Consider the following 14,074-nt stretch of genomic DNA (forward strand, 5'->3'; position numbering starts at 1 on the left):
CGCCTCCGGTCCGCCCGCACCCTCTGTCACCCCATCCCATCCGGAGGTACCCCACTTGGATCCCTGGCGCATCCCGGTCGACCGGGCCAGGGCACTTCGCCTGATCAGCCCGCTGCCCGACGGCACCGTCGCCGGCGTCCAACAGGTGGCCCGGCGCGGCGACATGACCGTCACCGCCACCCTGACCCAGGCCATCGGTATGGACACTTGGTCCGGCATCCGGGTCAGCATTCTCTCCCCGAGCGCCGGCAGGGTCGCCTCGAACTGGTTCAGCTTCGCCGACCACCGCCTGTTCGACGAGAGCCTCTATCCCCGCGACGCGCGCAACGGCGAACTCGACCAGCTCAACCAGCAGGACCTGCTGCAGCCGCACCGCGTGCGGCCGGACCGGCTGCGCGACGCGGTGGAGGACTACACCGCGGCCCTCGCGCTGCCGTGCGCACCGGAGTTCGCCGCCGCCGCCCGCCTGGGGGCGCTGACGGCGATGGTGCGCCGGCTGGACCATGTCCGCTCCATCCACCCGCAGGCCCTGGCCGGCCGGGCCTTCGAGCACGCGGAAGTCCTACGGGAGGTGGCGCAGGAGATCCACGCCTCCCTGCTCCCGCTGACGGGCGAGTGGAAAGCCGCCGACAGCGCCCCGTTCAGCCTGCCCGCCGGACTGGGCGCCCTGCGCAGGCTCCGCGACGCGCTCACCTCTGTGGCGGACCGCGCCGACGAGGCCGGGCGCGGCGAGGGGGCGGTGTTCAGGCAGCACGCCAAGGACCTGGACGGCCTCGACGCGGAGATCACCGCCGACCTGACGGGCCCCCGCACCGCCGGCGGCACCCGTGCCGCCGCGGCGGCGAGTTCCTCCCCGGCCACCGCGTCGACGAACGCGCCTGACCGGCCTGCCACCGGTGCCTCGCCGCCCACCCGGGCCGAGGGGAGCGGGCGCCGGGCGGCGGGACGGTGACCCCGCAGATGGAGGCCGAGCAGGCCGTCCTCGGCGCACTGCTCCTCGCACCGCGTCAACTAGCGAACGTGGCAACCTGGTTGGAGCCGAGGAACTTCTACCGGCCCGCGCACGCGGCGCTGTACGAGGCGCTGCTCGCACAGCAGCAGGCCGGCCACCCGGCACTCGCGGGTGAGAAGTCCGAGGCGCGGCGGGCGTGGGCGCTGGAGGCGATGGAGTCGGCCGCGGCCTCCTGCCCGTCCTTCACCCCCTTCTACGGGCACACCCTGATCTCGGCCTGCCCCACCTCCGACCACGCGGCCCTCTACGGCCGGATGGTGCTGGAGAGCGCGGTGCGGCGGGAGGTCCACGAGCACGCCCACCGGCTGCTGGCCGCCGCCCGCGCCGCCGACGTCGACCCCGACGTAGTGATACGGCTGACTGCGGACCTGCGCGCCGCGATCGACCGCCTCGCCGACACCTGGGGATCGATCGACGCACGCCCCCTCGCGGCGGCGGGACCGTGGCCCCTCGAACTCCCCGAAGCCGCGGCGCGCCAGACCCGGCACCAGGAGGAGGCGCTGCTCGCCTCGCTGACCGCCGCGCCCGCCGAACTCGCCGACCTGGTGGGCTGGCTGCACCCCGGCGACCTCCTCGATGCCGGGCACCGCGAGGTCTACCGAGCCCTGGCCGCCCTCGCCCACCGCGGCGAGCCGATCGACCCGCTGACCGTGCTGTGGGAGGTCCAGCACCGCGGCGCCCTCACCGACGGCACCCTCACCGCCGAGCGCGTGCGCACTCTCACCCGCGCCGGCTACCAGGGAGAGCCGGGCTACCGGGCCGAGCAGGTCCTGCGCGCTTCCCTGCTGCGCACGACCGCCTCCCACGCCGGAGCGGTGCGCCTGCTGGCCATGGACGCCTCCGTTCCCGCCGCCCGCCTGCTCGGCTCCGCCCTCCACACCCTGCGCGGAGCCGAAGCCGTCCAGAGCCGCTGGCGCGCCGTGACCGGCCGCGACGCCGGCACCCCCTGCGCCCGGGGCGACCCCGCCGTGGTGCGCCGCGGCGCCGCCCGCACCCGCACCCTCACCCCGCCGCCCGCACCGGGCCCGGCTGCCGAGCCCTCCCCGGCCCAGCGGGCGGCCCCTGCCCGAGCACCCGTCAGGAGCACCTACTGACCCAGCAGCACCCCGAAGCGCCGCAGCGGCCGCCCACCCCGGCCGCCACCCGGCTGCGGGCCCACGCCGACGCCGTCGACGACCTGATCGCCGTCCTGCCCCGCGCGTACCGCGAGCAAGGTCCGCCGTCGGTGGAGGAACTCCTGGTCCACGCCGAGCGGATCGGCGAGCGCCACCGGGTGGTCACGCGCACCGCCGTCGCCCTGGCCCAGGCGCCGCTGGCCACCAGCGTCCAGCGCGCCACAGCCCGGGCGCTCGCCGACGCCGCAGCCCATATCGCCCAGGCCCTGGCCGCCGTCAGCCGGGCCGGCGCCATGGCCGCCCGTCTGCACGAAGTCGACGGCCTCGACGGGCCGGTCGCCGAAAACGTCCGCGGACGGGCGGGCCTGGGACTGAACATGGCGTTGTCGCGCACCCGGCTCGCCCTCGCGGACGCCTCCGACGGCCTGCGCCTGCAGGCCCGCGCCGGCCGTACCGAGACCCTCCCGGCCCGCCGCCGTGCCGCCGTCGCCCGCAGCACCGCCGCCCGATCGGCCTCCTCCCTCCCCTCCGCGGCCCCTCCCGCAGCCCCCTTCCCGCCCGCTTCCGCCGCCGCACCGCGCCGGTAGCCGCCCCGCCCTGCCTCTCCGGAGCCCCTCATTTCCGTCCCCGCCCCCGCGCCCGCCGACCTGGCCACCGAACTGACCCAACTGAGCCGCGTGTTCTACCACTTGGCCGGCAAGCTCAACAAACACCCCTCCGTACCCGCCCACCCAACCGTCCCCACCTCCGCGGCCCTGGCCGAGGCCGCGCAGAACGCCATGACCGTGATGCGACACTGCGCGATCCGCCTCGACGAACTCGGCACCGCCGACACCGGCCCGGCCCGGCAGGCCGCTGTTCGGGGGTTTCGGGCCGGACGCCTGTACGCCACGCTCGCCAACCGGCACCTGGCCGAAGCGCTGGAGAGCGCCACCGCCCTCGAAGTCGCCGTGGACGCCGGCCACAGCGACCCGAAGGCCGAGGAGCGCGAGAGCAAACTCGGCTACCAGGTCCTCGACTCGGCGGCCATCGCCTATAACTCGCTGATCGCCGGTACGCGGGAGATCGCCTCCATCCGAGAAGACCTCCCGCCCCTCGGTCCACCGCAGGCCGCCGCCACTACCCGGCGCCCCCGGTCGGTGCCCGCGGCCGTTGCGCAGGGCCCGGCACTGCAAGCCGAAGGGCGGCGCCGGTGAGCGACATCGCCGTCGAGGACGTCCAGCGCCTGGCCGACCTCGCCGACCGCCTCGCCGACATCCGGCGCGACGTGCGGCACACCGCCCGCCGCCCGCCGGCCAAGGTCCCGGACCTGCTCGCCCAGAACATCGCCGACCTGGCCGCTTACATCGCCATAGCCGCCGGGCTGCGGGCCCAGATGTCGCACCTGCCCGGTCCCGGAATCCTCAACTCGGGCCAGGGCTGGGGCCCCTCCTTCGCCGCCACCCGGGCGAGCGGGGTCCTGGAGCGGATGGCCGGACTGCTGGACCGAGCCTGTGACCTCGCCAACCAGGTCCGCCCCCGCTCCACGATCCGCAGCCACTTCTACTCGCCGGGCCTGGAGCAGCGGGTGGCGGACGAGTTCACGCTGATCGACGACATGCTCTCCCACACGATCACCGAAATCCGCAGCACCCGCTCCGGCCTGGCCCGGCACCGCAAGCACGAACTGGCCCGGGAGCAGGAGGCACTGGCCGACCCGAACGGCAAGGCCGCCCGCTACCTGGCCGAACGCGCCCGGCACCGGGCAAGCCCGCTGATCATGGTGCCGAACGGACACATGGCCCAGGCCGCGGAGACCGCCGCCAAGGCCGTCCGCCGCCGCGGCGCCGCCCGGATCGTCTCCTCGCCGCCGCCCGCCGGCACACCCGACACCCCCACCAGCAACGCGGCCGCGAAGGCCGCGCGCCGCTGACCGGAGGAGAACCATTTTGCCCGACAGCGACCCGCAGGCCCTGCTGCGCAGCACCGCCCACCGGCTGGAGTCCGCGCGCGCCACCCTGCTCCCGGCCCTGGACTCCGGCCGCGCGGCCGAGGCCGCCTGGCCGATGACCCACCTGACGTCGGCGGTCGCCGATCTGACCGACGAGTACCTCTTCAAGGTCTCGGACCCCGGCGCCGACCGCGGCTTCCTGGCCGCGCTGAGCGGCGCGGCCGAGCACACCGCCCGCGCCCTGGCCGACGTCGCGGGCACCGCCACCGCCCTGCTCGACCCGCAGACCGACCGGCCGCCGCAGATCCGCGAGGCCCTCGCCCGCGCGGACGAAGCGGTGGCCGAGGCCGCCCGCCTCCTGAGCGAGGCGGCCGACCGGATCGCGCCCGCCCCGCAGCTGGCCGCCGCTACCGAGCTGGCCCGTCACCGCGCCACCCGCGGCGCCGCCCTGGCCCGGTCCGCGATCGTCAGCACCCCGTCCCCCACCTCCGCCCCCGACTCCCCGGCCGTCCCCGGAGCCACCGTCATCCCGCTGCACCGGGGCCGCTGAGGCCCCACCACCCGGAGCACCCCCTGCCCCCTCTCACCGACCGCCAGCAGCAACTGCTCGCCCTCGCCGACCGCGTGGACGCCGCCGTCGCCGCCTGGCCCTCCCGCCCCGGACAGCCCTTCCGCATGCCGTCCACCGACCTGGCCGTTCAGCAGCTCGCCACCCTGCAGGCTCTGCACACGCAGGCCGTCGCCGTCGCCGCCTGGCCTCTGCCGGGCCCGTTCGCCGCCCCGGACGTGGCGGAGACGGCCCGCCGCGAGGCCGCGAACGCCGCCCGCACCGTCAACCGCCTCGCCTACGCCGCGTACTCCCTGAGCGAGGTCTTCGCCTTCGCCGTCGACGCGGCGAGCCGGGGACCACTCGGCCCCCTGAGCCTGGACTACGCGGAGAGCGCGTACCGCTCGGCGAGCGACGCCCTGGACGAGGCCGCCCGGCGCCTGCACCTGCACACCGACCACCTCGCCGGCCGGCCGGACGGCCCCCGCAACCAGTTCGGGGCCGTGCGGCGCGCCGCTGCCCGGCTGCGCGCCGCCGTCCGCCCGGCACCCGAGGACGCGCCGGCCCCCGCGGCCGATCCCGCGGCGCCCGCCCCCCGCGCGTCCAAGCCGTCTCCGCGCCGCTGAGCGCCGCCAGCGGCGTCCTGCGCCCCGCCCGGCTGCCCACCCGCCGGAGCGCGAGGCCACCTCCTGCCACCCGCTGTCGCTGACCACCCGCGACCCGCGCCCCCGCTTCCCCGGAGCCCCACCTGTACCTTCCCCTCCGCCTCCAGGCCGACATCCTGGCCACCACCGCCCAGATGCTGCGCGACCACGGCAAACGGATCGCGCAGCTCGCCCAGTTCCCCGCCATCCCCCCGTCCAGCACCGTCAGTGACCACCTGTACGGCTTCGTCCGGCTCCACGACCACCTCCTCGGCGAGAGCGACCCGCCGCAGCAGGGCGCCGACCGCGACTCCGTGGACGCCGTCGCCCACCAGCGGGCCAGCGTCGCCTACGCCTGGGCCGCGGTGCTGACCGCCCGCGCGCACCTGTTCGCCGCGCCCGCCCTGGTCGCCGCCGTCCAGGTCGAAGGCCGCCGGCAGGGCGCCACCGCCGAGGAGCTGGCCCTCTTCCGCACCGCGTTGGTCGACGCCCACACCGTCATCGAGGAGGCCGCGAGCGCGACCTTCCGCGTCGCGCGCCACCTGTGGGGCCCCGAGCCGGACGTGCTGCGCACCCTCAACTCCCGTCCGGCCGGGGCGAAGGCCGCCAGCGCGGCTCGCGCCAGGGCCAAGCCCGCGCGGATCCGGTCGGCGGCCGCGGCGCCGCAGGTATCCGCCCCGACGGTGCCGACCGCCACGTCGGGGCGGGCCCGATGAGCGCCGGCCCGCGGGACCTGCGGATCGGCTCCCTGTGCTCCGGCTACGGCGGCCTGGACCTGGGCGTCCAGTCCGTCCTGGGCGGCAGCGTCGCCTGGCACGCCGACCCCGCCCCCGCCGCCGCCGCGATCCTGGAGGCCCACTGGCCGGGCGTCCCGAACCTGGGCGACATCACGGAGGTCGACTTCACCCGGGTCGAGCCGGTGTGCGTGCTTGCAGCCGGCTTCCCCTGCACCGATGTCAGCGTGGCCGGCAACCGGCGCGGCCTGGCCGAGGGCACCCGCTCCGGGCTGTGGCACACCATCGCCCGCGCCATCTCAACTCTTCGTCCCTGCTTGGTGGTTCTTGAAAACGTCCGCGGCCTCCTGTCCACTTCCGCCCATGCCCCGTCAGCCGATGGCGACGTGGAATCCTGCCCGTGGTGTCTGGGAGAAAGCGGAGATGAACCTCCTCTGCGGGCACTCGGTGCCGTTCTCGGAGACCTGGCCCTCCGCGGGTACGATGCGCGCTGGCAGGTGCTACCGGCAAGCGCCGTCGGAGCTCCCCACCGCCGCGAGCGCGTCTTCCTCACCGCCTGGCCTGCCGACGCCGAGGGCCCGGGACTTCAAGGGCCCGGACGCGGGCCGGGAGAACCTGGGGCATGCGCTCACGCTGCTGCTCACCCCCACCTCGAACCTCGGCGCGATCGGGGGCAGCCAGCATCCGGACCTGCGCAGGGCGGGCGGGCACGGCCCGAACCTCTCGGACCTGGTGGAGCACCTGCTGCCGACCCCGCGCGCGAGCGACGGGAGCAAGGGCGGCCCGAACCAGCGCGGCAGTCGGGGCGACCTGACGATGTCGAGCGCCGCGGCGAGGATGCTGCCGACGCCGAGGGCCAGCGACACCGGGACGCCGGGGCGACGCGCCGGCGAGGGCTACCGGCCGCCGCTGTCGCAGGTGGTCCTGCCGATGTGGACCCCGCCGCCGGGGGAGTCGGCCGGTGGGGGGAGTACACCGCCGCCATCGCCCGCTGGGAGCGAGTGACCCGCCCCGCACCGGACCCGGTGGATTCCCGAGGACGCCTCGCCCCGGCATTCGTGGAATGGGTCATGGGCCTCGAAAAGGGCTGGGTGACGCAGATCACAGGGCTTTCCCGGTCGGCCCAGCTGACCGCTCTCGGCAATGGTGTGGTCCCCCAACAGGCTTCACTGGCAATGGAGTTGCTGACTCCAGGGATTCCTCTGTGCGGGAATCACCGAATTCCTTGACAGGGAGATTCTGGCCTCCATAAGGCATCGGATATCTCCCGCGCAAGGACATCGCTGCCGGGCAGGGTCGTGGTCATCACCCCGACTCCCCGACCATCCGGAGCACCTCTTGTCCACCTCACCCCCCGACGGCCCGCCGGAGCGCGGCCAGGTCACCGCGGAGACGCTCGCCGAGTGGCGCGCGACCCTGGCCGCGCTGCAGGCGGAGCGGGACTCGCTGGCGATCGTCGCCGACCGCCTCGCCCAGGACTACGACGACGACAGCGACGACGACTTCCTGGAGTTGGACCTCGGTGCCGGCTTCGAGGGTGCCGACGGCGACGAGGGCGACGGCGAGTCCGTGTCGTTGACCATCCTGGCCTTCGATGACGCCTCCCTCGCCGAGGAGGTGCGCACGATGACCCCGTGGGTGGACCACATCCTGCTGTCCGCCTACGGGGCGGAGATCGCCTCCGGCCGGCCGTGGTGCACCCGCTGGCCCGAGCACGACGAGGCCCTCGCCCGGATCCACCACTGCTGGCTGGCGTGGCAGGAGCTGACCGACTCCCGCTCGGGGGCGACCGGCCCGTCGGTGTGGCAGCGCGACCACCTGGAGCCGCTGCTGCTCAAACTCCGCTCCCCGGACGGCCCGTTCGGCGCGTGCACGACCAACCCGGACCATCCGCACCACCGGCTGCTGCCGACCCCGCCGCACACCGACCTCTCCTCGCTGCCCGTCGCCGGGCAGCCCCGTGCCAGCGTCTGACCCTTCCCGGCGGTGACCTCCCCGCCGCCCGCCCGCCGCCGCGCGCACCTCCCGCCGCCCCGCGGCCTCCCCCTGCTCCAGCTCCGCGAAGGATTCCACCACCATGTCTACGCCCACCCCCGTGTCCTCCTCCGTCGTGCCCGACCTCTCCCTGGCCCCCCGCGTGCAGCAGGCCATCGCCGTCCTGGGCGCGTCGAACGCGATCTCGATCCTGCGGACCCTGGACCGCAACGGCGGCCGGCTGCTGAACGGGTCGTTCTCCAGCGCGATGCCGTGGATGGGCTCCAGCCTGGGTGTCAGGCTGGTGACGATGGAGGAGGGCGGCCTCGTGGCGCGCTCCGGCTCCGGCCGGGACGGCTCGGTCGCCCTGACCGAGGCCGGGCGCGAGGCCCTGCAGATCCAGGTGCCCGTCGCCCGCTGGGCCTCCGTCCACCAGAGCCGCCCGGCGACCGGCAGCGGCCCGGGCGCCTACACCGCGCAGGCGCTGGCCTCCCTCGACCGCCGCTACACGGTCGCCACGCTGTGGGCGATCGCGTCCGAGGGCGAGCCGGTGTACCCGTCGGAGATCCAGGACCTGGTCCTGCCCGACGGCGGCCCGCACCCCGCTGTCCTCTACCAGCGCCTGACCCAGATGAAGGACGCGGGCCTGGTCGTGCGTACGGGCGAGCGTCGCGCCTACCTGTACGACCTGACCGAGGCCGGCCGGGAGCTGCTGGAGCCGCTGGAGGTCCTCGCCCGGTGGGCCGAGCGCCACGTCCCCGCCCCGGAAACCGTGGCGGCTGCGGTGCCCGAGCCGCAGCAGGCCGCCCGCCTCGCCGTCACCTCGCCCGCCAGCGCTCCCGCCGCCACCACTACTTCGCCCGCAGCCCTGGCCGCCGCCCGCGCGGGCGCCGCCACCGTCCGCTCGACCATCGCGCTCGCCTTCAGCGACAGCCCCGCCCCGCAGGCGGCCCCGCTGGTGGGCAACCCCGCTGCCGCGCACCGGCGCTGACGGGAGGAAGCAGACCATGGAAGCCATCCCCAGCAGGGGGTCGAACCCGATGCTGCACCGCGCCGGGTTCCCCGACAGCAGCCTGCCCGCCCGGGTCGCCGACGCCCTCGTCGACGTCCGCCCCGCCTACCTCGCCCCGCCCACCCTGCGCTCCACCGCCGCGGCCGCGCGCACCCTGCGCACCGCACGGTGGCGGTCGACCGGCACGTCCTTCGGCCGCGAATTCCGCCACCCGCGGAGCCAGACCGTCGCCCTCCTCACCCCGTACAGCGCCGAGCGCTCGCAGGACGCCCTGGTGGCCAGCGGCCCCGGCTGGTACGCCCAGTTCAGCGCCTGGGTGCCCGACGAGGTCCTCGCGCACGTGGTTGCCGCGCTCGTCGAGCACGCCGAGAACGGATCGGCCGGCGCCGACCCGGAGGGCGCGCTGGCCGCCCTGGCCGAGGCCGGCTGGAGCGGCGCGCACCGCCGCGCGGGCACGGTCGAGGCCATCGCCCCCGACTCTCTGGCCGAACTGCGCTGGGGACGGGACGACGGCCAGCCGTCCCTGCGGATCATCGCCGGAAGCCCCCACAGCAGCCCCTGGTACGCCGAGCTGCGCGGAGTTGCCGTTCCCGCCCAGCTCGCCGAGGCCGTCCTGACCGCTCTGGCCAGCCCCGTCCCGGCCCGCCGCTGGCTGCGCGAGGTGCCCGTCGACCTGCTCCAAGACCTCGACATCACCCCCGCCCACCCCCGCGCCGCCGCGGCCGCCGCCACCACCCCGACTCCCTCGCCCGCCGCCCGCGCGGCGGTCCCCGGGGCGCCGATCCTCAGCTCGCCCGCACCGCTCAGCTCCGACTCCGCCCGGAGGGCCCGTTGACGTCCCCGACCCGTTCCCTGCCCGGCAGCGCCGCCAGCGACCTGGCGGCCGACCTGGTGGAGGAGAGCGAGCAGGTCCAGGCCCTCGCCCGCGCCCTCGGCCTGCCGCCGGCCGCCCCCGACGGCACCCGCCTGCTCAGCCGACACCTGCTGGAGACGCTCGTCCACCTGGCCACCGCCACCGCGACGGCCGCCGCCCTCGTCGACCTCACCGACGCCCCCGCCCTGGCGCACCTGCGCCCCCTGTCCAGCATCACCTCCGCCCTGTCCGGCCTGCTGGCCGCGAACAAGGCGATGGTCGACACCCTGCACCACCTCGCCGCCGAACCCGCCGCCGCCGAAGCCGCCGACCTCCTGCGCACCAGCCGTGGGCAGGCCGCCACCCTGCTCGCCAGCGCCTCGGCCCACCTCGGTGCCGCCGCCGCCCAACTGCGCCCTGCGCGGCCCGCTTCGCCGTGAACGCCCCCACTCGTCCCAGCCGCCCCCCGGAGCCCGTGACCATCCCCTCCCCGCGCCCGCCCGGTCTGCGCACCGTCCTCGCCGCCCCGCACGTCACCCCCCTGCTCGCCGGCACCCTCACCGGCCGCCTGCCCGCCGCCATGGCGCCGATCGCCCTGCTGCTCACCGTCCGGGCCGAGCACGGCCCCGTCCTGCTGGGCGCCGCCCTCGCCTCGCTCTACGCCCTGGCGGGCGCGATCGGCCAGCCGCTGCTCGGCCGGCTCGTCGACCGCACCCGCCTGGTGCCCGTCGCCGCCGCCACCGCCGCGCTCTCCACCACCGCGTTCGCCCTGCTCGCCGCCTCGGGCTGCACCGCGCACCCGGCCGCCGCCGCGGTGCTGGCCGCGCTCGCCGGAGCCGCGACCCCGCCGCTGGAGGCCGCGATGCGTGCCATGTGGCCCCGCCTGCTGCCCCGGCCCGAGGAGCAGCGCGCCGCGTTCACCCTCGACAGCGTCAGCCAGGAGCTGCTCTTCGTCATCGGGCCCCTGACCGCGACCGCCCTCGCCCAACTCGCCTCACCCGACATCGCCCTGGCGGTGTGCGCGGTCGCCACGGCGGCGGGCACGCTGGCCGTCGCCGCGCAGCAACCCTCCCGCCGGACGCCACCGGCGGCCCACCGCGAGGTGCACTGGACGGGAGCGCTGCGCTCGCGCGGACTGCTGCTCCTGCTCGCCGCGATGTTCTTCCTCGGCGTCAACCTCGGCGGCTTCAACGTCCTCGCGCTCACCCTCGCCGACGCGACCGGCGCCACCTGGCTCGCCGGACTCCTGCCCGCGGCCGTGTCCGTCGGAAGCCTGGCCGGCGGCCTCCTCTTCGCCCGCTCGCCCTGGCCGCACCCGCCCAGCCGCCAACTCCTCTACGCCGCCGCCGGATTCGCCCTGTGCGGCCTGCCGCTGCTGCTCGTCACCTCCCCGCCCCTCGTCCTCGCCGTCAGCCTGTGCCCCGGTCTCTACCTCGCCCCGCTGGTGGCCACCGCGTTCCTCCTCGCCGACCGTCTCGCCCCGTTGGGCACCGCGACCGAGGCCGCCGCCTGGCTGATCGCCGTGATCGGCCTCGGCCAGGCCGCCGGCTCCGCCGCCGCCGGCCGCCTCGCACCCCTCGGGACTACCGCCACCGCCTGCGTCCCGGTCCTGGCCGCCGTGCTCGCCGCCGCGATCCTCGCCGCCCGCCACGACCTCCTCACCCCCACCACCTCGGAGAAGCCCGCTTGACCCACCGCACCACCGACAACACCGGCTCGACATCCCGGATCCATCTCGTGTGGGACTGGAACGGGACAGTGCGCGACGACCTCGACGACCACGTCGCGGCGCTCAACGCGACGCTGCCCCGCATCGGCGGTCCCCTGATCGACGTCGCCACCTACCGGGCACTGCACGCCGTCCCGATCCGAGGCTTCTACGACGCGCTCGTCGGCCGGACGATCACCGACGAGGAATGGATCCGCAGCAACGCGGAGTTCCTCGACGTGCTCCACCGGCGGCCGGTGCGTCTGCGCTCCGGGGTCCGCCAGCTCATGCTGGGCCTGCGCGCGGCCGGCCACCGGCAGAGCCTGCTCTCCCTGGCCCCGCACGAGCGGCTGCTGACCGAGGTCGCGAAGACCGGGATCGGCGGGCTGCTGGAGCGCGTCGACGGCCGCGTCGGAGAACCGGCGCCCTCCAAGGGCCCGGCCTTGGCCGCCCACCTGGCCGCCCTCGGCGTCGAGGGGCACCGTGCCCTGGTGATCGGCGACAGCCTCGACGACGCCGTCGCCGCCGAGCAGGCCGGCGCCGTCGCCGTGCTGCACACCGGCGGCCTGCACAGCGCCCAGCGCCTGGCCGCCGCCGGCGTCCCCCTCGCCGGCACCCTGCGCGAAGCCGTCGAGACCGGTCTCGACCTGCTGAACGCGCGGCAGGAGGCGGGCCGGTGACCGAGCCCGACCCCAAGATCGGTCTCCCGCCGACCCGGGTCGGCACCCAGATGGTCCTGCGCACCCTCGACGTGCCCGACCTGCGGGCGATCCCCGGCTGGAGAGAGGACGAGAGCACCCCGCTGGGCCGCTCCGCCGCCGACGTCGACCACATCGCCCGGCGCCTGGACACCGTCCAGGCCACCTTGGTGAACACGGCCGCCAGCATCAGCCGCGACATGGACCGGGTGGTCGACGGCGACGACGTCGACCTGCCGCTGTCCCACGGCGTCCTCGGCAACAGCGCCCAGAAGCTCGACCACCTCGTCGTGCGCCGCAGCGAACTCTTCCAGGCGCTGGAGCGAGCCCTTGGCCTCCACCAGGTCCTCGTCGCCTCCCCGCCGGCGCCGCCGCCCGAGCGGCGGCCCGTCGAACCCGCACGGGAGGAGGAGAAGAAGCTCACCGCCCCCCAGCGGGAGGCGCTGGAGGCGGTGGCCGCCGGCCGGGTCACCGCGTACGACAGCGGAACCCGGCAGCCGATGCGGGTCATGGCCACCGGGGCGAGGGTCGACCGCAAGGCCCTCAACGCCTTGTTCCAGCGCAAGCTGATCGAACGCGACACCAGCACCAGCCTGCTCGCAGGGCAGAAGGTCCGGCCCACCGCCACCGGGCTGCGGGTGCTGGCCCTCCTGAACGCCCCACCGGCCGCCGCGCACACCGCTGCCGTCGCCGTATCCCCGCGCAGCACCGCGCCGACGGCCGCTACTTCCCGCGGTCCGCGGTGAACGCCGACCCGGCCAGCGGTCCGACTCCCGCCCGCAGGCTCAACGGCACCCGTTGAGCCGGGCCACCACGCCAAGGAGGCAACACACTTGGGAACCTGGGGCATCGGCCCGTTCGACAGCGACCACGCCGGAGAGTTCGGCCACGACGTCGGCAACGCCCGGCCCGACCGCCGCTTCGCCGTCATCGAGGAGCGCCTGAACCGCTTCCTCGCCGTACCCGACCCCGACTACTACCTGCGGGACGAGGCCATCGCGGCCGCGGCCCTGGTGGCCGCGCAGTGCCCCGGGGGCCCGTCCGGCAACGCCCCGTACTGGCCCCGGAAGAAGATCCCGCAACTTCCGGCGCACCTGGGCCCGCTGGCCGCCACCGCCCTCGACAAGGTGCTGGCCAACGTCCAGGAGACCATGGAGCTCTGGTGCGGAGTCGGCGACCGCGCCCACGGCGAGCAGTGGCTGGAGGGGATCGAGGACCTCAGGAGGGTCCTCGACCCGCACACCCCGTACACGGTCCTCTACACGCCCCCGCCGCCGCTGCCCACCGAGATCGGCACCCTGGCCGTCCACCAGGCGCTGGGCGTCGACCGGATCCGCGCCCTGCCCGGCGCGGGCAGCAGCGGGCCGCTGGGCTCGCTGGTCCGGCAGATCAGCCAGGCCGCGCTCCGGCTGGACGCGGCGAACAAGAACGTCCAGACGGCCGTGGAGCACGCGGTGAAGGGACTCGGCGGCCTCCAACAGCGGCTCCAGGACGCCGCCGCCGACATCCACCGGGACTTCCACCCGCGCGACGTGCCCGCCTTCGCCGTCCCTGCCTCGCTCGGCTCGGCCATGGCCATCCGGGCCGAGCGCCACCAGCACCTGCAGGACCTGATCGGCCTGTACCGGGAGCTGTCCGCCCCGGCGCCCGCCCCGGCCCGGGCGGCAGCCGCACGAACCTCCTCCCACACCGCCGTACGTGCCGAGGACAGCCCCACGGCGCAGACCGCGCTCCATCTACCCCCGCCCGCCACCGCCCGGCACCGCTGAACGAAGGACCCCTCATCACCCCGCACACCCTCAGCGCCCTCGACCTCCTGGCACCGGCCGGCACCGTCCGCGTCCTGC

General features: G+C 75.9%; 17 protein-coding genes. All 17 read left to right on the forward strand.

The window, feature by feature from the left end:
* Nucleotides 1-55 precede the first annotated feature (55 nt).
* The 17 genes from ACIP60_RS13285 to ACIP60_RS13365 all read left to right on the forward strand — a co-directional run bounded on the left by ACIP60_RS13285 (nucleotide 56) and on the right by ACIP60_RS13365 (nucleotide 13,996).
* Nucleotides 56-952, forward strand: a complete 897-nt coding sequence (locus ACIP60_RS13285) for a hypothetical protein (protein WP_400683068.1) — start codon at nucleotides 56-58, stop codon at nucleotides 950-952.
* Nucleotides 949-2,106, forward strand: coding sequence for a DnaB-like helicase N-terminal domain-containing protein (locus ACIP60_RS13290; protein WP_400683070.1), 1,158 nt, complete (start codon nucleotides 949-951; stop codon nucleotides 2,104-2,106). Before ACIP60_RS13285 ends, ACIP60_RS13290 begins: the two co-directional genes overlap by 4 nt.
* Nucleotides 2,107-2,237: 131 nt before the next feature.
* Nucleotides 2,238-2,714, forward strand: a complete 477-nt coding sequence (locus ACIP60_RS13295) for a hypothetical protein (RefSeq protein ID WP_400683072.1) — start codon at nucleotides 2,238-2,240, stop codon at nucleotides 2,712-2,714.
* A 90-nt stretch (nucleotides 2,715-2,804) separates the two neighbouring features.
* Nucleotides 2,805-3,323 carry a hypothetical protein gene (locus ACIP60_RS13300; protein ID WP_400683074.1) on the forward strand — a complete coding sequence of 173 codons (519 nt, stop codon included), beginning with the start codon at nucleotides 2,805-2,807 and terminating at the stop codon, nucleotides 3,321-3,323.
* Nucleotides 3,320-4,039, forward strand: a complete 720-nt coding sequence (locus ACIP60_RS13305; protein ID WP_400683076.1) for a hypothetical protein — start codon at nucleotides 3,320-3,322, stop codon at nucleotides 4,037-4,039. The genes ACIP60_RS13300 and ACIP60_RS13305 overlap by 4 nt, the downstream gene beginning before the upstream one ends.
* A gap of 16 nt (nucleotides 4,040-4,055) precedes the next feature.
* The gene (locus ACIP60_RS13310; protein WP_400683078.1) at nucleotides 4,056-4,607 is read left to right on the forward strand and encodes a hypothetical protein; all 552 of its coding nucleotides are present in this window, start codon (nucleotides 4,056-4,058) and stop codon (nucleotides 4,605-4,607) included.
* Nucleotides 4,608-4,732: 125 nt separating this feature from the next.
* Nucleotides 4,733-5,230, forward strand: a complete 498-nt coding sequence (locus ACIP60_RS13315; RefSeq protein ID WP_400683081.1) for a hypothetical protein — start codon at nucleotides 4,733-4,735, stop codon at nucleotides 5,228-5,230.
* A 173-nt stretch (nucleotides 5,231-5,403) separates the two neighbouring features.
* Complete coding sequence (locus tag ACIP60_RS13320; RefSeq protein ID WP_400683084.1) at nucleotides 5,404-5,964, forward strand: hypothetical protein; 561 nt, start codon at nucleotides 5,404-5,406, stop codon at nucleotides 5,962-5,964.
* Complete coding sequence (locus ACIP60_RS13325) at nucleotides 5,961-7,211, forward strand: DNA cytosine methyltransferase (protein ID WP_400683087.1); 1,251 nt, start codon at nucleotides 5,961-5,963, stop codon at nucleotides 7,209-7,211. Before ACIP60_RS13320 ends, ACIP60_RS13325 begins: the two co-directional genes overlap by 4 nt.
* A gap of 109 nt (nucleotides 7,212-7,320) precedes the next feature.
* Nucleotides 7,321-7,956 (forward strand): DUF4913 domain-containing protein, encoded by a 636-nt coding sequence (locus ACIP60_RS13330; protein WP_400683090.1) that lies wholly within the window; start codon nucleotides 7,321-7,323, stop codon nucleotides 7,954-7,956.
* A gap of 103 nt (nucleotides 7,957-8,059) precedes the next feature.
* Entirely contained in the window at nucleotides 8,060-8,947 is an 888-nt protein-coding gene (locus ACIP60_RS13335) for a winged helix-turn-helix transcriptional regulator (protein WP_400683092.1), read from the forward strand.
* A 16-nt stretch (nucleotides 8,948-8,963) separates the two neighbouring features.
* Nucleotides 8,964-9,803: a hypothetical protein gene (locus tag ACIP60_RS13340; RefSeq protein ID WP_400683095.1), complete on the forward strand. Its 840-nt coding sequence runs from the start codon at nucleotides 8,964-8,966 to the stop codon at nucleotides 9,801-9,803.
* A complete protein-coding gene (locus ACIP60_RS13345) occupies nucleotides 9,800-10,261 on the forward strand; it encodes a hypothetical protein (RefSeq protein ID WP_400683098.1) in 462 nt (153 codons plus the stop codon). Before ACIP60_RS13340 ends, ACIP60_RS13345 begins: the two co-directional genes overlap by 4 nt.
* Nucleotides 10,262-10,296: 35 nt before the next feature.
* Nucleotides 10,297-11,511, forward strand: coding sequence for an MFS transporter (locus tag ACIP60_RS13350; protein WP_400683101.1), 1,215 nt, complete (start codon nucleotides 10,297-10,299; stop codon nucleotides 11,509-11,511).
* Nucleotides 11,508-12,209, forward strand: coding sequence for an HAD family hydrolase (locus ACIP60_RS13355; RefSeq protein WP_400683104.1), 702 nt, complete (start codon nucleotides 11,508-11,510; stop codon nucleotides 12,207-12,209). The genes ACIP60_RS13350 and ACIP60_RS13355 overlap by 4 nt, the downstream gene beginning before the upstream one ends.
* Nucleotides 12,206-12,973, forward strand: a complete 768-nt coding sequence (locus tag ACIP60_RS13360; protein WP_400683106.1) for a hypothetical protein — start codon at nucleotides 12,206-12,208, stop codon at nucleotides 12,971-12,973. Before ACIP60_RS13355 ends, ACIP60_RS13360 begins: the two co-directional genes overlap by 4 nt.
* An 87-nt stretch (nucleotides 12,974-13,060) precedes the next feature.
* Nucleotides 13,061-13,996, forward strand: coding sequence for a DUF4259 domain-containing protein (locus ACIP60_RS13365; protein ID WP_400683109.1), 936 nt, complete (start codon nucleotides 13,061-13,063; stop codon nucleotides 13,994-13,996).
* The last annotated feature ends 78 nt before the right edge of the window (nucleotides 13,997-14,074 follow it).

The organism is Kitasatospora sp. NPDC088783 (genome assembly GCF_044750705.1).
GTDB lineage: Bacteria > Actinomycetota > Actinomycetes > Streptomycetales > Streptomycetaceae > Kitasatospora > Kitasatospora fiedleri.

Excerpts from the sequence above, each read along its gene's own strand:
- ACIP60_RS13340 (WP_400683095.1), top strand. The coding sequence starts at position 8,964 with ATGGAAGCCATCCCCAGCAGGGGGTCGAACCCGATGCTGCACCGCGCC.
- ACIP60_RS13320 (WP_400683084.1), top strand. The coding sequence starts at position 5,404 with ATGCTGCGCGACCACGGCAAACGGATCGCGCAGCTCGCCCAGTTCCCC.
- ACIP60_RS13325 (WP_400683087.1), top strand. The coding sequence starts at position 5,961 with ATGAGCGCCGGCCCGCGGGACCTGCGGATCGGCTCCCTGTGCTCCGGC.
- ACIP60_RS13335 (WP_400683092.1), top strand. The coding sequence starts at position 8,060 with ATGTCTACGCCCACCCCCGTGTCCTCCTCCGTCGTGCCCGACCTCTCC.
- ACIP60_RS13315 (WP_400683081.1), top strand. The coding sequence starts at position 4,733 with ATGCCGTCCACCGACCTGGCCGTTCAGCAGCTCGCCACCCTGCAGGCT.